The 18,683-nt window shown below is 64.4% G+C and carries 19 protein-coding genes, 1 tRNA gene and 1 pseudogene; 3 read left to right on the top strand and 18 right to left on the bottom strand.

Annotated features, from left to right (window positions below; genetic code table 11):
- Position 1: 1 nt before the first annotated feature.
- From L0C59_RS05850 to glpX, 5 genes are all read right to left on the bottom strand, one after another.
- Entirely contained in the window at positions 2–967 is a 966-nt protein-coding gene (locus tag L0C59_RS05850; RefSeq protein ID WP_243090301.1) for a phosphoribulokinase, read from the bottom strand.
- On the bottom strand, positions 957–1,850 hold the full coding sequence (gene cbbX / locus L0C59_RS05845) for a CbbX protein (RefSeq protein ID WP_243090299.1): 894 nt from the start codon (positions 1,848–1,850) through the stop codon (positions 957–959). The genes L0C59_RS05850 and cbbX overlap by 11 nt, the downstream gene beginning before the upstream one ends.
- 62 nt (positions 1,851–1,912) lie before the next feature.
- The gene (locus tag L0C59_RS05840; RefSeq protein WP_243090297.1) at positions 1,913–2,338 is read right to left on the bottom strand and encodes a ribulose bisphosphate carboxylase small subunit; all 426 of its coding nucleotides are present in this window, start codon (positions 2,336–2,338) and stop codon (positions 1,913–1,915) included.
- An 18-nt stretch (positions 2,339–2,356) separates the two neighbouring features.
- Positions 2,357–3,805: a form I ribulose bisphosphate carboxylase large subunit gene (locus tag L0C59_RS05835; RefSeq protein ID WP_243090296.1), complete on the bottom strand. Its 1,449-nt coding sequence runs from the start codon at positions 3,803–3,805 to the stop codon at positions 2,357–2,359.
- An 11-nt stretch (positions 3,806–3,816) separates the two neighbouring features.
- Positions 3,817–4,791 (bottom strand): class II fructose-bisphosphatase, encoded by a 975-nt coding sequence (gene glpX, locus L0C59_RS05830; protein WP_243090295.1) that lies wholly within the window; start codon positions 4,789–4,791, stop codon positions 3,817–3,819.
- A gap of 70 nt (positions 4,792–4,861) precedes the next feature.
- On the opposite strand from glpX, the gene L0C59_RS05825 reads away from it, so the two are divergent.
- Positions 4,862–5,767 carry a LysR family transcriptional regulator gene (locus tag L0C59_RS05825; protein ID WP_243090294.1) on the top strand — a complete coding sequence of 302 codons (906 nt, stop codon included), beginning with the start codon at positions 4,862–4,864 and terminating at the stop codon, positions 5,765–5,767.
- Here the strand turns inward: L0C59_RS05825 and L0C59_RS05820 are convergent.
- Genes L0C59_RS05820 through tkt form a run of 8 tightly spaced genes read right to left on the bottom strand, consistent with a single transcriptional unit; the run spans position 5,745 to position 11,221 of the window.
- Positions 5,745–6,185 carry a phosphate-starvation-inducible PsiE family protein gene (locus L0C59_RS05820; protein ID WP_243090292.1) on the bottom strand — a complete coding sequence of 147 codons (441 nt, stop codon included), beginning with the start codon at positions 6,183–6,185 and terminating at the stop codon, positions 5,745–5,747. The two genes, L0C59_RS05825 and L0C59_RS05820, sit on opposite strands and share 23 nt — an antisense overlap.
- A 4-nt stretch (positions 6,186–6,189) precedes the next feature.
- Positions 6,190–6,459, bottom strand: a complete 270-nt coding sequence (locus L0C59_RS05815; protein ID WP_243090290.1) for a hypothetical protein — start codon at positions 6,457–6,459, stop codon at positions 6,190–6,192.
- 9 nt (positions 6,460–6,468) lie between these two features.
- Positions 6,469–6,741 carry an annexin VII gene (locus L0C59_RS05810; RefSeq protein ID WP_243090288.1) on the bottom strand — a complete coding sequence of 91 codons (273 nt, stop codon included), beginning with the start codon at positions 6,739–6,741 and terminating at the stop codon, positions 6,469–6,471.
- Positions 6,729–7,037, bottom strand: a complete 309-nt coding sequence (locus tag L0C59_RS05805; RefSeq protein WP_243090286.1) for a Dabb family protein — start codon at positions 7,035–7,037, stop codon at positions 6,729–6,731. Before L0C59_RS05805 ends, L0C59_RS05810 begins: the two co-directional genes overlap by 13 nt.
- Complete coding sequence (locus tag L0C59_RS05800; protein ID WP_243090284.1) at positions 7,022–7,777, bottom strand: HAD-IA family hydrolase; 756 nt, start codon at positions 7,775–7,777, stop codon at positions 7,022–7,024. Before L0C59_RS05800 ends, L0C59_RS05805 begins: the two co-directional genes overlap by 16 nt.
- On the bottom strand, positions 7,762–8,571 hold the full coding sequence (locus tag L0C59_RS05795; RefSeq protein ID WP_243090282.1) for a class II fructose-bisphosphate aldolase: 810 nt from the start codon (positions 8,569–8,571) through the stop codon (positions 7,762–7,764). Before L0C59_RS05795 ends, L0C59_RS05800 begins: the two co-directional genes overlap by 16 nt.
- Positions 8,572–8,579: 8 nt before the next feature.
- Entirely contained in the window at positions 8,580–9,269 is a 690-nt protein-coding gene (locus tag L0C59_RS05790; RefSeq protein WP_243090280.1) for a 2-phosphosulfolactate phosphatase, read from the bottom strand.
- Positions 9,266–11,221, bottom strand: coding sequence for a transketolase (tkt, locus tag L0C59_RS05785; RefSeq protein ID WP_243090279.1), 1,956 nt, complete (start codon positions 11,219–11,221; stop codon positions 9,266–9,268). The genes L0C59_RS05790 and tkt overlap by 4 nt, the downstream gene beginning before the upstream one ends.
- Positions 11,222–11,814: 593 nt before the next feature.
- Between tkt and L0C59_RS05780 the strand changes: the two genes are divergently transcribed.
- Positions 11,815–11,891, top strand: a tRNA-Arg gene (locus L0C59_RS05780).
- Positions 11,892–11,951: 60 nt separating this feature from the next.
- Here L0C59_RS05780 and L0C59_RS05775 read toward each other — a convergent pair.
- The 4 genes from L0C59_RS05775 to nth form a co-directional block, all read right to left on the bottom strand.
- Positions 11,952–13,517 (bottom strand): DEAD/DEAH box helicase, encoded by a 1,566-nt coding sequence (locus L0C59_RS05775; protein WP_243090278.1) that lies wholly within the window; start codon positions 13,515–13,517, stop codon positions 11,952–11,954.
- Between the two features lie 76 nt (positions 13,518–13,593).
- A complete protein-coding gene (locus L0C59_RS05770) occupies positions 13,594–14,808 on the bottom strand; it encodes a molybdopterin molybdotransferase MoeA (protein ID WP_243090277.1) in 1,215 nt (404 codons plus the stop codon).
- A gap of 29 nt (positions 14,809–14,837) precedes the next feature.
- On the bottom strand, positions 14,838–15,989 hold the full coding sequence (locus tag L0C59_RS05765; RefSeq protein ID WP_243090276.1) for an MFS transporter: 1,152 nt from the start codon (positions 15,987–15,989) through the stop codon (positions 14,838–14,840).
- A 38-nt stretch (positions 15,990–16,027) separates the two neighbouring features.
- A complete protein-coding gene (gene nth / locus L0C59_RS05760; RefSeq protein WP_243090275.1) occupies positions 16,028–16,684 on the bottom strand; it encodes an endonuclease III in 657 nt (218 codons plus the stop codon).
- Positions 16,685–16,707: 23 nt separating this feature from the next.
- Here nth and L0C59_RS05755 point away from each other — a divergent pair, with 23 nt between their 5' ends.
- A complete protein-coding gene (locus tag L0C59_RS05755) occupies positions 16,708–17,073 on the top strand; it encodes an ASCH domain-containing protein (RefSeq protein WP_243090274.1) in 366 nt (121 codons plus the stop codon).
- Here the strand turns inward: L0C59_RS05755 and L0C59_RS05750 are convergent.
- Positions 17,039–18,454 (bottom strand): annotated as a pseudogene (locus L0C59_RS05750) (GNAT family N-acetyltransferase); the annotation flags it as partial. The gene L0C59_RS05755 and the pseudogene L0C59_RS05750 sit on opposite strands and share 35 nt — an antisense overlap.
- Positions 18,455–18,683 lie beyond the last annotated feature (229 nt).

The raw sequence follows: 18,683 nt of genomic DNA, 5'->3' as shown, positions 1-18,683 counted from the left end.
CCTAGGCCACCCGCAGGTGTCCCCGCTCGATGGCCAGCTCCCGCATCTTAACCAGATAGTAGGCGATGATGAGCTGGGTCAGGGCCAGGGGGTAGCTCTGGCCAGTCTTGTCCAGGAAGGTACCCACCAGGCTGGGGTCGAAGTGCTCCGCATGATGGCCTAGGTGGTCCCAGATTATGCGCTCAAAGGCCAAAGCCTGCTCGGGGGTCACGTTGCCGGTAATGTCCAGGATGTCCGCCTCCTTGCGGGTTTCCAGGCGGATCAGGGCCTCGTCCTCGTAGGCGGAGTGGAGGACCTCGGAAAGGTCCAGGCGAGGGAGGGTGTGCTTGAGGGCGATCCTTACGTTCAGGGTGCTGGGGTTTTCCGGGTTGTAGCCTGGGGGGCGGTAAAAGCGCACCACGATGTCCGCGTGCTCCTTCTGGGGCCAGATGAAGGCCCGAGAGTCGGGCATGCGCCTTTCGATGTCGGCGATAACCTCCTCCGGGGTATACCCCCGCTTGGCCACATCCCGCTTTACCTTCCATTCCCGCCTTAGCTCCTCCTCGGGGTCCAAGTAGACGGTGAGGTGGTAGCGGCTCCTCAAGGCCGGGGAAAACAGGGTAAGGAGCCCCTCGAGGATCACCACCCGGGGCACAAGCCGCCCCTCCTCCTCCACCGCCCGGGGGGCAGGGATGTAGACCGGCGGATCAAACGTACCCGTGGAGTGGTTGTACACGGGCTTCAGGATGGGCTCTCCTTCGGCGAGAAGCCTTACATGCTGCTCCATGATGTCCATGTAGTTGCACTCGGGGTTCAAGGGGGTGATGCCCAGCTCCTTGCGCTGCTTGCGATCATACTTGTGGTAGTCGTCCACGCAGATGTTGGTGGTGCGCTCCTCACCCAGAAGCCGGGCGATCCCTGCGGAGATGGTGGTCTTTCCCGCCCCCGAGTCTCCGGCAATCCCTAACATGAAAGGCCTATGGGGCATCTTCCTCCTCCTTCTCCTCCCTAAAAACCGAGCTGGCGTAAATGTCGTCCGCGGTGATGGTCATGAGCTCCTCTGGGGTCACCGGCCCCGCCTTCTGGTATAGGCGGTAGGCCTGCCTGAGCTTGAAGCGGTCCAGGGCGTTGCGCACGCTCCGGGCGTAGGCGAAGTTGGGAAGGCGCATGCGGCGTTCCAGGTACTCCATGAAGGCCTTTTCCGCCTCCTCGGTGAAGCGGTAGCCCTGCTTCTCCAGCATGAGCTTGCCGATCTGGAAGAGCTCCTCGGCGCTATAGGGGGGAAACTCAATGTGGTGGGCGATGCGGGAGCGCATCCCCGGGTTCAGGGCAAAGAACTCCTCCATGCGGTCCTTGTAGCCCGCCAGGATCACCACCAGGTCCTCCCGCTGGTTCTCCATGACCTGGAGGAGGATCTCTATGGTTTCCTGGCCGTAGTCCCGCTCATTTTCCGCCCGGTAGAGGCTGTAGGCCTCGTCAATGAAGAGCACCCCCCCCATGGCCCGCTTCAGGACCTCCTTGGTCTTGGGGGCAGTGTGGCCGATGTACTGGCCCACCAGGTCGTCGCGGCTGGCCACCACCAGGTGGTCGCGGCGGATGTAGCCCAGCTTGTGCAGGATGGTGGCCATGCGCATGGCTACGGTGGTCTTCCCCGTGCCCGGAGGACCCACGAAGGCCATGTGCAGGGTGGGGCGGTCGGCGGTAAGCCCCAGCTCCCGGCGGAGCTTGTCCACGGAGAGATAGGCGGCGATCTCCCGGATCCGCTGCTTGACAGGCCGAAGGCCCACCAGCTCCCGATCCAGGGTTTCCAGAACCGCTTCGATCTCGGGGTTTTTGACCACCGCCAGGTTTTGGCCTTGGGTTTCCTGCATGGCCCTCCTTAGGGTTTTGGGAATGGGCCCCGGCCAGGGCCGGGGCCCCTAGATCCCGGGGTTTACTCCTGGTAGCGCTCGCCCTCTGGCCTCATGGTGGCGTAGGCCTCGAGGGTGTACTTGAGCCTGCGGCCATCGCTCCAAAGCTGCCGGTGCAGGCGGAAGCCGGGCTCCTTCTTGGGCCGATGAGCGATGAAGGAAACCCTTTGCGCCTGCCACATGGGGGAGGGGTCGTAGCCGTTGATCTTGATGTAGTGGTTGGGGAAGGCCTCGCGGCATTTCTGGAACTCGTACATGGCCGCCGCGGCATCCTCCAGGTCAAACATGGGCAGGCCCCACATGTTCCAGTAGACGTTGTAAGGGCTGGGGTCATCGGTGTACTCAATGGAAACCGCCCAGCCGTTCTTGATGATGTACTCAATCTGGGCCCGGATCTCCTCATCCGTCAGGTCCGGCAGATAGGAAAAGGTACCTTGGGTAATCCGCATCTCGCTCAACTCCTTTCCTTAGCTGGTGGGCGTGGGAAGCACATCCGGGGTGTCGGTGGAGGCGAAGTCAAAGGTGACGCTACCCCAGGTATCCAAAGCCGCCGCCAGGGCCGGGGAATGCTGGGCCGCCTTCTTGAGGATCTCGGGGCCTTCCGCCAAGATGTCCCGCCCCTCGTTACGGGCCTTCACCATGGCCTCCAGGGCCACCCGGTTGGCGGTAGCCCCCGCCTGGATGCCCATGGGGTGGCCGATGGTGCCGCCACCAAACTGGAGCACCACATCGTCCCCGAAAAGGGAGAGGAGAAGGTGCATCTGGCCGGCGTGGATCCCACCGGAGGCCACGGGCATGACCGCAGGCAGGTAGGCCCAGTCCTGGTCAAAGTAGATGCCCTTCACAGGGTCCGCCTTAACGTACTGCTCCCTGAGGATGTCGTAGTAGCCCCGCACCAGGTTGGGGTCCCCCTCCAGCTTGCCCACGGCGGTGCCGGCATGGATATGGTCCACCCCCAGCATCCGCATCCACTTGGCCAAGACCCGGAAGTTGATGCCGTGGTTCTTCTGGCGGGTGAAGGTGGCGTGGCTGGCCCGGTGGAGGTGGAGGATCATGCCGTTTCTGTGGCACCAGTTGGAAACAGACTGCAAAGCGGTGTAGCCCATGGTGAGGTCTACCATGACGATGATGGAGCCGATCTCCTTGGCGAACTCCAGCCTTTCGTAGACGTCTTCCATGGTGGCGGCGGTCACGTTCATGTAGTGGCCCTTGCGCTCCCCCGTGACCTGCTCCGCCTTCATCACCGCCTCCTGGGCGTACAGGAAGCGGTCCCGCCAACGCATGAAGGGCTGGGAGTTGATGTTCTCATCGTCCTTGGTGAAGTCCAGACCCCCTGCCAGGGCCTCGTAGACCACCCGGCCGTAGTTCCTCCCCGAGAGGCCCAACTTGGGTTTCACCGTGGCCCCGAGGAGCGGGCGGCCATACTTGTTCAGCATGTCCCGCTCCACAGGGATCCCGTGGGGAGCCCCCTTGAAGGTCTTGAGGTAGGCCACGGGGATGCGGAGGTCCTCGAGGCGGAGGGCCTTAAGGGCCTTGAAACCGAAGACGTTCCCGATGATGGAGGAGGTCATGTTGGCAATGGATCCCTCCTCAAAAAGCGCCAGGTCGTAGGCGATCCAGGCGAAGTACTGCTCGGGGTTCCCCGGCACCGGCTCCACCCGGAAGGCCTTGGCCCGGTACCGGTCCAGATAGGTGAGGCGGTCCGTCCAGACCACCGTCCAGGTGGCGGTGGAGGACTCCCCGGCCACCGCGGCCGCCGCCTCCTCAGGCTCCACCCCGGGCTGGGGCGTCACGCGAAAGAGGGCGATGGTATCCGTGTCCTTGGGCTCGTAGTCAGGGTCCCAGTAGCCCATCTCCTTGTACTCCAGGACCCCTGCCTTGCTGTACTTGCCTTTTCCTGCATATCCTGCTGCCATCTCCACACCTCCTAATAGGCCACGGGGCTGATACCCCGAAGCTTTTCAAGTTGGTGCCAAGCCTCCACCTTCCTCAGGGTGCGGGTGGCTCCGCGGATCACCAGGCTCTCGGTCCAAGCCCGGCTTTCCCCATAGCGAACCCCCCTCAAGAAAGGCCCATCGGTGATGCCGGTGGCGGCGAAGTGGGTGTCCTCGGCCGAACAGAGTTCGTCCAGGGTATACACCCGATCCAGGTCATAGCCGGCATGCACCACATTCCAGCGCTCCTCCTCGCTTTGTGGGTCCAGGCGCATCTGCATCCCACCCCCCAAGGCCCGCACGGCCACCGCGGCGATCACCCCCTCTGGGGTGCCTCCGGTCCCCATGAGGACATCAATGCCCGTGTCGGGCAGGACCGCAGCCAAGGCCCCACCCACATCCCCGTCGGTCTGTAGGCTGATACGGGCCCCCGCCAGGCGGATTTCCTCGATGAGGCGCTGGTGCCTAGGCTTGTCCAGGACAAAGACCGTGAGCTCCCGCACCTCCTTCCTAAGGGCACGGGCGATCTCCTTCAGGTTGTCGGCCACGGAGGCCTTCAGGTCTATGGCCTCCTTGGCCTCAGGCCCCACCACCAGCTTGGCCGCGTAGAAGGCTGGGCCCGGGTTGAAGAGGGTGCCCTCTGGGGCTGCGGCGATCACGCTGATGGCCCCAGGGCGGCCCAGGGCGAGGAGCCTCGTGCCCTCCACCGGGTCCACCGCCAGGTCCCAGTAGGGACCTTCCCCTTGGCCCAAGACCTCGCCGTTATAGAGCATGGGGGCCTTATCCTTCTCCCCCTCCCCGATCACCACCCGGCCCCGGAAGTCCAGGCTGTTGAGAAGGAGGCGCATGGCCTCCACCGCTGCCTGGTCACCCCCTTCCTTATCCCCCCGGCCCACATAGCGGGCGGAGGCCAAGGCGGCAGCCTCCGTGGCCCGCATGAGGTCTAGGCCTAGGTTGCGTGTGGGCATAGCCATGCGCTTACCTTAGAGGGACGGTTTTATTATTGCAATCATATGTTTTTGGGCGTACCATAAGCCCATGCTCATATCTAAAAACGCTAAACTGCCCAACCCCGCTGCATTACGGGTCTTCGTCACGGTGGTGGAGGAAGGAGGCGTGGGCCGGGCCGCCCTGGCCCTGGGCATCACCCAGCCCGCGGTGAGCCAGTACCTGCGGAATCTGGAGGAGCAGGTGGGGCATCCCCTCTTTGAACGCCGGGGACGGCACCTGGTGCTTTCCCGGGTAGGGGAGGCCCTTTTGCCCGAGGCCAGGCGGGTAGTCCAAGCTCTGGAGGAATTCCAGCGGGTTTCCCAGGCCATGGGCCGGCTGGAACTGGGGGAGGTCACCTTAGGAGCCGCCACCACCATGGCCACCTACGTGCTCCCCCTTTTCCTCAAGGATTTTCACGACGCCCACCCAGGGGTGCGGGTTCACGTGGAAAGCGGTTCCTCTGAGCGCCTGGCTGAGCGGCTCCTCATGGGAGAGGTGGAGTTTGGCGTCCTGGAAGGGGTAGAACACTGGGAAGGCTACGAGCGCTATCTTTTCTACGAGGACGAGCTGGTCCTCATCGTGCCTCCCGACCACCCTTGGGCCGGACGGGAAATCATACCCCCGGAGTGGCTCAGGGAGGAAACCCTCATCGTGCGCAAGCCTGGTTCCATGACCTGGCGGGCCCTCGAGCGGGCCTTTGAGCAAGTGGGCTTGGAGCTGAACCCCACCTTCTACACGGACAACAACGAGGTTACCAAGCGCCTAGTGTTGGCAGGGGCTGGGGTGGGGATCGTAAGCCGGGTGGTGGTCCAGCCCAACCTGAAGGTGGGAAACCTCAGGGCCCTAAGGCTTTCTGCGCCCGTGGGGGAGATCCGCCGTTACTTCTGGCTGGTCCACCCCAAGGTGGTGGCCAACCCTGCGGCCCAGGCCCTCATCGCCCTGCTTCGCTCCTAGCGAGGCGCATGGCAAGGGCCAGGGCCACCACCATCAGGGAAAGAAGCCCCAGCTCTGCCAACACCGCCATGAAGCCGGGGTCCGCCAGGTCAAACTTCTCCACGGCCTCCGCCGTCAGAACCAGGATGCGGCGGATGGCAGCGATGAGCCCGATGACCAGGAAGGGGGTGGCCTCGAGGGTCCCCTCCTTGGCAAAGCGAAGGAGCGTGTAAAGGATCTCCGCCAGCATCAGCGCAAGAAGAACCCGGTCCAAAAGAGCCAAGGCCACCTCGTGGTAATCACCATGGAGAAGATGCCGGGTTCCTTCCACCAGGGTAGATAACAGAAGAACTGCCGCCCCGGCGGCGATGAGAAAGCCGGCAAACAGGTAGATTACCGTTTCCGTTAGCTGAAGGATCCGGTAAGCGTCCCGCTTCACCGCTTCAGTCTACATCGTTGAGGTAGGTGAAATCCCCCTGCTCCTCCAAAAACTTCTGCATCTCGTAAGGGGACCGGATCCCCTCCTCCCCTGGGAAAGGACCTTCCATCCAGTGGGGCTGGGCCTCCGGCGGCGGAGCCTGGAAGCCGTAGAAGTAGTAAAGAACCCAGTATCCATGGGCATCCTTCAGGACCACCGCATCCCCGTAGCCATCCTCCAGCACCCTCACTGCCTGCTTCCTGGCCTCCTGGTAGGGCATCTCTGAGTAGTCCATACCCACCTCCTACTTGGACTCGTTGATGAAGAGGGTGTAGCCGTTGTCCTCCAACCAGCGGGCCTGGTCGTAAGGGCTCAGAAACTCCTCGGGGGAAGGCCTAGGCCCCTCCACCCAGTCGGGGGTCTCCTCGGGGTCCGGGGCCCTGCGGCCGTACCAGCTGTAGAAGTAATAGAGGGCGTAGTACCCCCCTTCCCCCTCGAGGACCAATCCCTCCCCTATCCCATCCACCAGGACCTTCAAGGCCCTGGCCTCCGCCTCCCGGTGGGCTAGTTGCCGCATGGGATCTCCGTCATCACCAGATAGTCGGTGGTGATGCGATCCTTGGCCATGGGGCGGAAAACCGTATCGGCGAACTCCACGTGCAGGGGATGGTCCCGGTAGAAGGAGACCACCTCTGGACCCTCAAAGAGGATGGAAAGCCAGTAGCGGTAGCGGGCCCCCTCGGAAAGGGCCTCCCCGTAGCGAAGCCCACAGACCCCGGGGATCTGAAGCAGGACCTCCCTGGCCTTCCGCACCATCTCCCTAACCTCCTCCGGACTGGCCTCGGCGTTGAACACGATCAGGTGCTCCACCATCCTCTCACCTCCTCCAGGTAGGAGAGGTCCACCACCACCCTCTCCCCAAACCTCGGCCCCTGGAGCACAGGGGCCGGATTCTCAGGCTCCCCAAGATGGGGAAGAAGGGCCGTGGCCTCCCGGTAGTCCTGGTCCAGGGTGTAGAGGCTCGGGGTAATGAGCACGGGAAAACCCGCCCCCAGGGCGCTCAAAAGGCCATTGCGGGAGTCCTCCACCACCACCCCTTCCTCCGGGGCCAGACCCAGGCGCTCTTGGGCCAGCAGGTAGATGCCGGGGTCCGGCTTTTTCCTCTCCACCACATCCCCCGCCAGGGTCAAGGAGAACCAGCCGGAAAGCCCCGCCCCCTCCAAAAAGGCCTCGGCGTTTTCCGGGCTGGTGGTGGTGCACAGGACCAGGGCTACCCCCGCCTCCCGGGCCTCGGCCAGGAGGCGGCGCACCCCTGGCCGCAACCTGACCCCTTCCTCCCGCAAAAGCCTCAGGTAAAGATCCGTTTTGTAGCGGTGCACCTCGGCGATCTCCTCCCAGGAAAGCCTGGGCGCCCCAGGGGTTTCCTCCAAGGCCCGCTTAAGGCGCTCCTTACCCCCGGTGGTCCAAAGGAGGCGGGCGTAGGTTTCCTGGTCCCAGTAAAGGGGAAGGCCGAAGTGGGCGAAGGCCCGGTTGAAGGCCTCCCGGTGGAGTTCCTCCGTCTCCGCCAAAGTGCCGTCCAAGTCCCAAAGAAGGGCTTTCAGCTTCCCCACCATAACCGCATCCGGGCCATGGCCAAGTCCTTGAGGCCCTCCTTCATGGCCGCCATCAGGCCCAGGTAGTCTTCCGCCTCCACCTTCTTCAGGACGGAGGCCGCCTCGAGGGCCAAGTCCGCATACAGGTTGATCTTACGAATCCCCCCGGCCACCAAGGCCCGATACTCCTCCGGGCGGAGCCCCGAAGCCCCGTGAAGGACCAGGGGCACGGGAAGCTGGCCCAGCTCCTCCAAAAGGGGAAGGTTCAAACGCACTGGCCCCTTGTGCAGGCCGTGGCGGGTGCCGATGCTCACCGCCAAGGCATCCACTCCGGTTTCCTCCAGATAGCGCCTGGCCTCCAAGGGATCGGTGTAGGCCACGGGCTCGTGGGAAACCTCCCCCCCATAGCCTCCCGGCACCGCCCCCACCTCCCCTTCCACCGTGGCCCCATAGGCCCGGGCCACCTCCACCGCCAGGCGGGTCAGGCGGATGTTCTCCTCGAGGGGCAGGTGGCTTCCATCCAGCATCACGCTGGTGAACCCAAGCTTTAAGGCCTCCACCACCTCCCCTAGGCTCTCCCCATGGTCCAGGTGCAGGGCCACGGGTACCCGGGCCCCTTCCGCCAAGACCCTAAGCCCAGGGGCCAGGGCCCCTAGGGGTGGCCCCCCCAGGTGGGGAGCCACGCTGAGGATGACGGGAAGGCCCAGGGTTTCCGCACCCTCCAGGATGGCCTCCGCCCACTCCAGGCCCACCACGTCGAAGGACCCCACCGCCCGGCCCTTTTCCGGCAGAACCTCCCGCAAGGTGGCCAGCATCCCTCCCCCTACCCGCCAAAAACCATGCCCTCACCCCGCATCCCCAGGAAGCGGGGGACAACCCCATGCACGTCCACCCGGGCGCACTCGGCCACATCCTCCCCAAGCCCCACCCTCACCAGGGCCTTGGCGGCCTCGCTGGAGGCAAGGACGGGGAAGGGAGGGTTTTCCGCCAGGAAAAGGGCCAGCTGCGCCATCTCCCCCTCTGGGGAAAGACCCAGGGCCTTTAGGCGCTTTCCAATAACCCCGGCCGCGTACAGGTCGTCCAAGGCCATCTGGCCTTCCTTCCCCGCGCAAACCAGGTGCACCTCCTCCCCTATTTCCGCCGCCCTTTCCGCCACCGCCTGGGCGTTTTGCAAGGACCCCAAGAGGATATGCCTAGCCCCCATGGCGGCATGGGCTGCCCGGGTGCCGTTGGTGGTGGCCATGACCACGGTCTTCCCCACCACCCCATTCACCTCCCGGGGGGAGTTGCCCAGGTCAAACCCTTCCGGGGGAAGCCCCCCCACCTCCCCAGCCAGGATTTCCCCCTCCCGGCGCAGGGTCCGGGCCGCCTCCACCCCCGGGGCCAGGACCAGGGCCTTAGCCCCCGCCCTGAGGTACAAGCCCGCGGTGGTGGTGGCCCGGATCACATCCACCACTATGGCCGTTCCCCCGTACGCGCCGGGGCGGGGAAGGGGGTCCACCCTGAACCTCATAGGAGTTCTTCCAAAGCCCCCGCCACCCTCTCCGGGGTGAAACCCAGCTTCTCGTAGACCTCGGGGTAAGGGGCGCTGGCCCCGAAGCGGTCCAGACCCACCACCTTTTGGGCGTAACGTTCCCATCCCAGGGTAGCCCCCGCCTCCACCGCCACGGTGGGGAGGCCTGGAGGAAGCACCTCCCGGCGGTACTCCTCTGGCTGGGCGGCAAAGAGCTCAAAGGAAGGCAGGCTCACCACCCGCACCCGGCGGCCTTTCTCTGCCAGGAGAGCCCTGGCCTTTAGGGCCAGGTGCACCTCGCTTCCCGTGGCCACCAGGACCCCCTCAGGATCCTCCGCATCCTCCAGGACGTAGCCTCCTTTTAGGGCCCCTTTGGCCTTTTCCGGGGAAAGGAGGGGCACCGCCTGGCGGGTGAGGATCAGGGCCGTGGGACCCTCCTTGCGCCTTAGGGCCACCTGCCAGGCGTAGAAGGTTTCGTAGGCGTCCGCGGGACGGATCACCCAGAGGTTGGGGATGGCCCTAAGGCTCATGAAATGCTCCACGGGCTGGTGGGTGGGGCCATCCTCCCCCAAGGCGATGGTGTCGTGGGTGAAGACAAAGACCGTGGGGGTTCCCATGAGGGCCGCCAGGCGGATGGCCGGGCGCATGTAGTCGGAGAAGACCAGGAAGGTGCCCCCGTAGGCCCGGTACCCTCCGTGGAGGTTGAGGCCATTCAGGATGGCTCCCATGCCGTGCTCCCGCACCCCGTAATGGATATACCGTCCGGTGGGATTCTGGGGGGAGAAGTCCGCCATGCCCTGGGCCTGGGTGTTGTTGGAGGGGGTGAGGTCGGCGCTCCCGCCAAGAAGCTCAGGCATGCTGGGGGCAATGGCGTCCAAAGCCTTGCCGCTGGCCGCCCGGGTGGCCACGGGCTTGTCAAAGGCCGGGGGCTCTTCGGGAAGGGAGGGGAGTTCGCCCTTTAGGCGGCGCACCAGCTCCTGGTGGAGATCGGGATAGGCCCGGGCATAAGCCTCCATGAGCTCTTCCCAGGCTTCCTGCCAAGCCCTTCCCTTCTCCCGCATGTCCATGTGCCGGTAGACTTCCTCGGGCACCTCAAAGGGAGGGTAGGGCCAGCCCAGGTTTCTGCGGGTGGCCTCCACCGCCTCTGGGCCCAAGGGCTCCCCGTGGGCCTTGTGGGAGTCCTGCTTGGGGGATCCGTAGCCGATGTGGCTCCGCACGGCGATGAGGGAGGGCCTTTCGTCCAACTGGGCCAGGCGTACGGCTTGGCGGAGGGCCTCGAGGTCGTTGGCATCCTCCACCGCCAGGGTGTGCCATCCATAGGCCCGATAGCGCGCCAGAACGTCCTCAGTGAAGGCCAGGTCCGTGGAGCCGTCGATGGAAATATGGTTGTTATCCCAAAAGACAATAAGCTTGGAAAGTTTCCAGTGTCCTGCCAAGGAACTGGCCTCCCCGGAAACCCCCTCCATTAGATCCCCATCCGAGGCCAGCACGTAGGTGTAGTGGTTCACCACCTCGTAGCCCTGACGGTTGAACTCCGCAGCCAGCTTCCTCTCCGCCAAAGCCAGGCCCACGGCGGTGGAGATACCCTGGCCCAGGGGACCGGTGGTCACCTCCACCCCCGGGGTGTGGTCATACTCGGGGTGGCCCGGGGTTTTGGAACCCCACTGGCGGAAACGTTTGATCTCCTCCAGGGAAAGGTCATACCCCGTGAGATGCAAGATGGCGTAAAGGAGCATGGACCCGTGACCGGCGGAGAGGACAAAGCGGTCCCGGTTGGGCCAGGAGGGGTCCAAGGGGTTGTGGCGCATGACCTCGCGGTAAAGGAGATAGGCCAGGGGCGCCATGGCCATGGGCATGCCGGGGTGGCCGCTTTTGGCCTTTTCCACGGCATCTATGGCCAAAAACCGGATGGCGTTCACCGAAAGGGTGGTGAGGTCCTTGGTCTCGGTCATGTTGCCTCCAGGGTACGCCCCCGTGAAGGAGGGCACAAGCGGAGCCCGGGCGCACTACTATAAGACCATGCTTATGTAGAAGCCCGTTTCCCCCGGTGGGAAACTATACCTGTTTCCGACCCGGCCCTCCAGGGTAAGGTTTACGAGTGGCTTCGCGGAGGGAATGCGGATGCCCACCATCTTCCCGTGCGAGAAGACGCCCTCCCAAAACACCCCGGGCCCCAGGCGGGATCCGGGAAGTTTACGTACCCGAAAGCCCTTACCGGTCAGCACGGAAAACGCCTTGGCAAGCTGGGAACCACGTTCCCGTAGAAGGCCCTCTGGCGTTAGGCAGGGGTGGGCGGCTCAAACCTCCCCGGGGGTTTCCCGGTAGCCAAAGGGCGGAGGATCCCGTCCACGGTGATCCGGGTGCCCGCCCCCACGGACTTGCCCAGCATCACCCCAGGATCCCTGATACCTCGGCCTTCCCCCGGCGCCGCCCTGGGCTTCCCTTCCACCGATAGCCTCGGGTAACGTCTCCCCAATCGCAACCCCTCCTTAAAACCCGCCGCTTGCCTTGGCCCGCTTGGGCTGCTAGAATCCTCTAGGTGTGGGCGCCCGTAGCTCAGCAGGATAGAGCGGGGGCTTCCTAAGCCCTAGGCCGGGGGTTCGAATCCCTCCGGGCGCACCAGAAGGCCCGCCCCTTGGGGCGGGCCTTGATATTCCCCGGGCCCCTCAGGGTGGGGAGGTATCAAAAGCGGCCTGTACGGCGGCCTCGAGGCGACCCCCCTCGGGTAGCGGCCCCCGCATAGGCTTCAGGGGCAACCTCCACCCGCTTAGCCCTCTCCAGCTTCACCCCTTGCACCTCGGAAAGCTTGGGCAGGTCCTGGGGGCGGAGATCCACGTAAAAGCCCTCCTCTCCCTGGGCGATCTTGCCCACCTCGAGGCCCGCTTCCTTCAGGAGGGCCACCAGCCGGGGCAGGGTGAGCCTGGGCCCCGTGGCCTTGAAGGTGAGCCAGCCTTCCTCGCCGGTGAGAAGGCTCTTCTCCTTGGGTGCCCCGCCCAGGAGCAAGGCCATGAGGGCAGCCACCACCTCCACCCGCCCTTCGGCGAAAAGGCGGCTGGCAAAGTCCTGGTACAGCTTGTAGTCCCGTTCGGGCACCCGGGCCAGGCGGGCCAGGAGATGGTGCCACTTGGCCTCGAGGACCTCCTCGGGCGTGGGGGGATTCACCCGCCTAAAGGTCCGTCCCACGGCCCTTTCCAGCTCGGAAAGCTCCCTTTTCTCCCGAGGGCCATAGAGGATCACCACCTCACCCCCCCGTCCGGCCCTACCCGTGCGCCCTGAACGGTGCTGATAGGTTTCCGGCTTGTCGGGTAAGCGGTAGTGCACCACCAGGTCCACCTCCGGGATATCCAGGCCCCGAGCAGCCACATCCGTGGCCACCAGAACCCTTACCTCCCCTTCCCGAAAAGCCTTCATGACCCTTTCCCGGTCCGTCTGGGAAAGGTCCCCATGGATGGCCCGCGCCGGGTGCCCAAGGCGAAGAAGCCCCGTGGCCACCTCCTCGGTTTCCGCCTTGGTGCGGGTGAAGACGATGGCCCGCTTGGGAGCTTTGACGAAAAGGATGTCGGAAAGGAGGGGAAGCCGGTCCCCGGGGGCAGGAATGGCCTCTTCCTGGTAGGTAACGCCCTCCTCCCGCACCACGTTGATGACCACCGGGCTTTTCATGTAGCGCTCCGCCAGCTTCTTGGCCCATGAGGGCAGGGTGGCGGAAAAGAGAAGGGTCTGCCGCTCCTTGGACGTGGCCGAGAGGATGGCCTCCACCTCCTCTTCAAAGCCCATGGAGAGCATCTCGTCGGCCTCGTCCAAAACGGCGATCCGCACCTGGGAAAGGTCCAAAACCCCTTGCCGTAGGTAGTCCAGGGCCCGCCCCGGGGTGGCCACCACCACATCCGCCCCCCGGGCCAGCTCCTCCTTCTGCTTGCCGTAGCCCGTGCCCCCGTAGACCGTAACCACCTTGAGGTGGGGGGCTACCGCCTGCAGCTCTCCGGAAACCTGGAGGGCCAGCTCCCGGGTGGGGGTCAGCACCAGGGCCCTGGGGAGGCGGCCCCGCTCCTTGGAGGCCTCGAGGCCTTGCGCAATGGGCAGGGCGAAGGCCAGGGTCTTGCCGGTGCCCGTGCGGGCCTGGCCGATGAGGTCCTTGCCCTCGAGGGCCAGGGGCAAGGCCGCCGCCTGGATGGGGGTGGGAGCGGTGATGCCCCGGCGCAAAAGAGCTTCCTTTATCTCGTCCTTCAGGGGAAAGTCTTTGAACTCCATTCTCTCTCGCTTCCCGGGCCCCACCCGCGCCCGAGAAGGAGGGGTAAAGCCCGTAAAACCCTCTAAGTTTAGTGAACTAGAGCACAAAAGTCAAGGGAATGACCTCCACCATCTCCCCCTCCCCCACATCCCGGCCTGGGGGAAGCACCACCAAGGCGTTGCCCAAGGCCATGGAGCGCAACACCCCGCTGGACTGGTTTCCCGTGGTGCGCACCAAAAGCTCCCCCTCAAAGGAGAGCACCCCCCGGCGGAAGGCCTTCCGGTCACTGGCCCCCTTGAAGGGGGTGAGGGCCTTAGCCGTCAAGGAGCGATAAGGAGGGTCGGTGCGTCGCTGGAGCCGGAAGAGGAAAGGCCTGCCGTAGAGGAAAAAGGAAACCATGCTGGAAACTGGGTTTCCCGGAAGGCCCAGGACGGGAACACCCCGGAGGCGGGCCAGGAGAAGGGGCTTCCCTGGCTGCTGCCGCACCCTCCAGAAGACCACCTCCCCGGATTCCTCCAACACCTTGCGCACCACGTCGTAGTCCCCCATGGATACCCCTCCGGAGGTGAGAAGGAGGTCCAGGTGCCCTGCGGCCTCCAACGTTTCCAGCACCTTCTCCGGCTGGTCCTCCACCTTACCCAAAAGAACCGCTTCGCCTCCCGCCTCCTCCACCAACCCCAGAAGGCTATAGGCATTGGAGTTATAAACCCCTCCAAAGGGCAGGGGTTCCCCGGGCTCCACCACCTCATCCCCCGTGGAGAGGATGCCCACCCGGGGACGCCTAAACACCTTAAGCCGGGCGTAACCCATGGCCGCCGCCAGGCCCAGCCTTCCCGGGGTGAGGAGATCCCCCCGCCTTAGGTACACCTCTCCCCTTTTCAGGTCATCCCCTCGAGGCCGGATATCCTTGGGGCTAGCCGGAGCCAGGAGAAGCACGTAATCCCCTTCCCGCTGGGTATCCTCCACCTGGATGACGGCGTCCGCCCCCTCGGGGATGGGGGCCCCAGTGTAGACGGCCACCGCCTCCCCCTTCCCCACCTTTCCGGCAAAGGGCCTGCCCGCCGGCGACTCCCCGATGACCCTGAGGCGCACCGGATTCTCCCGGCTCGCCCCCAAGGTGTCCTCCTGCCAGCAGGCGTAGCCGTCCACGGCGGTGTCGTCCTGGTCAGGGTGGTTCACCAAGGAAACCAGGTCCTCTGCCAAAACCCGGCCAAAGGCCTCCTTCAGGGGCACCTCCTCCACGGGAAGTTCCCCTTTGGCCTCCGCCAAGACCAGCTCCAAGGCTTCCTCCACGCTGATGCCCGTGCGCATACGCCTAGTCTAGGGCAAAAGCCAGGCCCTCAAGAAGCCCCCTCATAGGCTCGCCTTAACCCACCAAAGGCCCAGGGCCAAAGGGCAATGCCCAGGGCGTAGAGGCTCAGGGTAATGGCAAAGAGGTAGTGGAAGGCCACAAGGCCCCAAGCCTCCTGGACCATGCCGGAAGCGGCACTTCCCAGGGCAAAAAGGGTGCTCCAAAGGGCACCCTCCACCAGAAAGAAGCCGGGGCGCTCCCCTTCCTCCAGGTAGTCCATCACCAAAACGGCGTATACGGGTCCGGCGGCGTTCATGAGGGCTCCCCGGATGAGGAGGGCCACGGTAACCAGGGGTAGCCAAGGGACCCAGGCCAGGACGGCCAGGAAGGGTAGGGATAAGGCCTGCACGAACACGATGGCCCCCAGTTTCCCCAGCCGCCGCACCAGAAGGGGCTGGAGCAACATGGCTAGCCCGGTGGCCAGGGAGGAGAGGGCGAAGATAAAGCCGGTGGTACCGTAGCTGAGGCCAAACTTCTCCCGCAGGTAGAGGTTCAGAAAAGGGATCACCAACCCCGCACCAAAGCCGATGATCGCCTGGGGCACGAAGAGGCGAAGCCATAGGCCAAACCGCCCTGTAAGCCTTGGGGGGCTTCCCTGGCCCTCGGGAAGCCAAAGGAGAAAGGGCAGGGCCAAGAGAAAAAAGGGCAGGGCGAAGAGCAGCACCCAGCGGGCCCCCACCCATTCGGAAAGGGCGCCGGCCAAGAGGGTGGAGAAAAAGCCCGAGGCAGTGGTCAAGGCAGACTGCAGGCTGAAAAGGGAGACCCGCCTGTGTGCCGGCACCAGCCGGGCCATGAGAGGTGCCCCCGCCCCCTGCACCAAGGCTCCCGCCAGCCCGTACCCCGCCAAGGAGGGAAAAACCAAAAGGCCAAGCCCCAGGAGGACCCCGCTTCCCACCGCCAAAAGAAAGGCCAAAAGGAGGCTTTTTCGGTAGCCAAGCCGCGGGATCAGGTAGGCCAGGGGCAGGGCAAAGACCACCCCCACCAGAAGAAACAGGGCCTGGGCCAAGCCGATGGCCTGGCGGTTGAAGCCCAGGGCCTCGAGGTGAAAGTTCAGAAAAAAGTAGATGAGGTTCCCCCCGAAGGACCAGAGGGAGCTGGCCACGATAAAGCGATGAACAGGTGAACTGAGCATATACTTCATGGCGGATTCTGAAAGGGACCACCTCCCCTACAAGCCCCCTATCCCTCCCCTCGGCTAGGGCAGTAAGGGGCCAGGGAACACGCCCCACATCGCGGCTTCCGGGCCAGGCACACGTACCGCCCATGGAGGACCAGGGCGTGGTGGACGAACACCCAGTCCCCCTTGGGAAAAAGGGCTTCCAGCTCGGCCCCAATCCTTTGGGGAGCCTTGGCCTGGGAAAGGCAAAGCCTCCTCGCCAAACGGGCCACGTGGGTGTCCACGGCAATGCCCGGCACACCAAAGGCAGCCCCCAGGACCACGGTGGCCGTCTTCCAGCCCACACCAGGCAAGGCCATGAGGGCCCTCTTGTCCCGGGGTACCTCCCCCCCGTGCTCCTCCACCAGCCTCCGGGCCAGGGCCACCAGGTTTTTGGCCTTGGAGCGGTAGAGGCCGATGCGCCTTATGTAGGGCTCCACCTCCTCGGGAGTCGCCTCCGCCAAGGCCTGGGCGTCGGGGAAACGGGCGAAGAGGGCCGGGGTGGCCTCGTTTACGCTCTTGTCCGTGGCCTGGGCAGAAAGCACCGTGGCCACCAAAAGCTGGAAGGGGCTATTGTGCTTTAGCTCCGTTTTGGCTCCCGGATACGCCTCCTTTAGGGCCTTCAGGATCGCCAAGGCCCGCGCCTTCTTCTCCTTTTGCCCTTCCTTAGGGCAACCCACGAGGTCTACTCTACAATGAGGTCATGGAAAAGCCCAAGCTGGGCCTCATCGTTCGGGAGCCCTACGCCAGCTTCATCGTGGACGGGAGAAAGACCTGGGAGATCCGCAAGCGCCCAACCCGCCACCGGGGTCCCTTGGGAATCATCACCGGCGGGTATCTCATCGGCCAGGCGGATCTCCTGGACGTGTGGGGTCCCTTCACCGTGGAGGAGCTCCTGGCCCACCCGGAAAAGCACCTGGCAGAGGAAGCCTTTCTCAGGGCCTATGCCGGGGAGCAGCCCCTTTACGCCTGGGTTTTGCACAACGCCTTCCGTTACGAAAAACCCCTTTTCGTCCCCCAAAAGCCAGGTAGGGTCATGTTCGTGAAACTTTCCGAGGTATGGCCATAAGCCCCCTGTACCCCACGAAAACCAGGAGGTCCGGATCCAAGGAAGCGATAACCTCCTGGCGGTGGGTGGCCACCACAAGGGTGATGCCCGCCTGGCGCACCAGCTTCCCAAGACCCAAGGCCACCCGCCTGGCCGTGGGCACATCCAGGTGTGCGGCAAACTCGTCGATCAGGAGAAGGTCTGGGCGCTGGGCCAAAAGAAGGGCCAGGCGGTAGCGCTCCCGCTGGCCCGTGGAAAGCTCTGGGGGTCTGGCCCGGTACAGCACAGCGTCGGAAAGGCCCACCCGGTTCAACACCTCTATGGCCACCCCCACATCCTGAAGCTGGCGATATAGCCGCTCCAAAATGGGCTCCTGGCCCAAGTCCACTTCCCGCTCCCCCGGAATATAGGCCACCCGCCTACCCTCGGGCACCCCCACCTCTCCCCCGTCCGGGGGCTCCCCCAGAAGGAGGCGGAGGAGGGTGGTCTTCCCTGCCCCGCTAGCTCCGGCCAAGGCCACCACGCTGCCTGGAGGAACCTCGAGGTCCGCCTCCCTCAGTATCGCCCGCTCCAACACCCGGGCCTTGACCCCGAAGGTCGCAAGGGTTACCTGTACCTCAGGAGAAAGGTCGGAGAGGTCCAGGTAGCTCCGGTAACTTTTCCTAACCCCCACCAGCCGGATGGGCCCTGGAAGACCCCGCACCCTCCCGAAGCGGGAAACGAAAAGCCTCCCCCCATGGGCCCTGGCGTAAGGATCCTCACGCAAAAACCGCTCCAGGTGGCGCTCTGCCTCCTCCGTAAGTGGATAGACCAGCACGGGTCTTCCGGAGGCGGTGTCGAAGAGGTAGCGAAAGCCCACCCTCTCAAAGAAGGGATGGTAGCGGGCCATCTGGGCCACGGTGCACACCAGGTGTTTCTCCCGCCTTCCCTCGGGAACAGCCCGCTCCTTAACCCACGCCAAAGCCAGCTCCACCAAAAGAGCCCCTAGGCCCTCTGAGCGGTAGTCGGGGTGCACCACCACTCGGGCGATGCGGCTGGCAGCGGTGTGCACCCGGTCCAGGGCGGTTTCCCAGTCCTTCCCGCCCTCAAAGGTGGGATGGAACCAGTCCTTGGGAAAGATGCGCTCACGGATGTCCCGCTCTACACCCCCGGAAATCCTGCGGTGCATCCGGGGAATGGGGGGATCCAAACGCAAATAGCCCAGGATTCTGGGCTCAAAGGGGAGGCGCTCTTCCAACTCCAGGATGAGAAAGCGGCTGGCCGGGGTAGAGCCCTTGATCTCCTTTAGGCGGGCCTCTCCCCCACATCCGCAAAGGGGCTTGGTGTTGGCGAAAAGGCTCTGGCCGCAATGGGGGCAGGCCCAAACAGCCACCACTTCCTTCTCCGAGGCATAGTGGTACTGGAGCTTGCGCCCCTAAGTTTGTACACTATGCTTCCCTCCTGCATGTGAGCCCTCAATAGCCTCTCTCAGGGCCTCTCTGGGCGTTTTGTACCCTAGCCCCGAATGGAGCCTCCCTTCATGGTAGTATTGCAGCCTTTCCTCTTTGGGGCCCCCTGCCCCCAAATGAACTGCTAAGTACCCTCCTCTTAAAATATCCCCATGCCTGCACCCATCCGAGTTCATCTGACTC

Origin of the sequence: Thermus neutrinimicus, assembly GCF_022760955.1 — a bacterium.
Taxonomy (GTDB): domain Bacteria; phylum Deinococcota; class Deinococci; order Deinococcales; family Thermaceae; genus Thermus; species Thermus neutrinimicus.
This window is presented reverse-complemented; position numbering and strand designations above follow the sequence as displayed.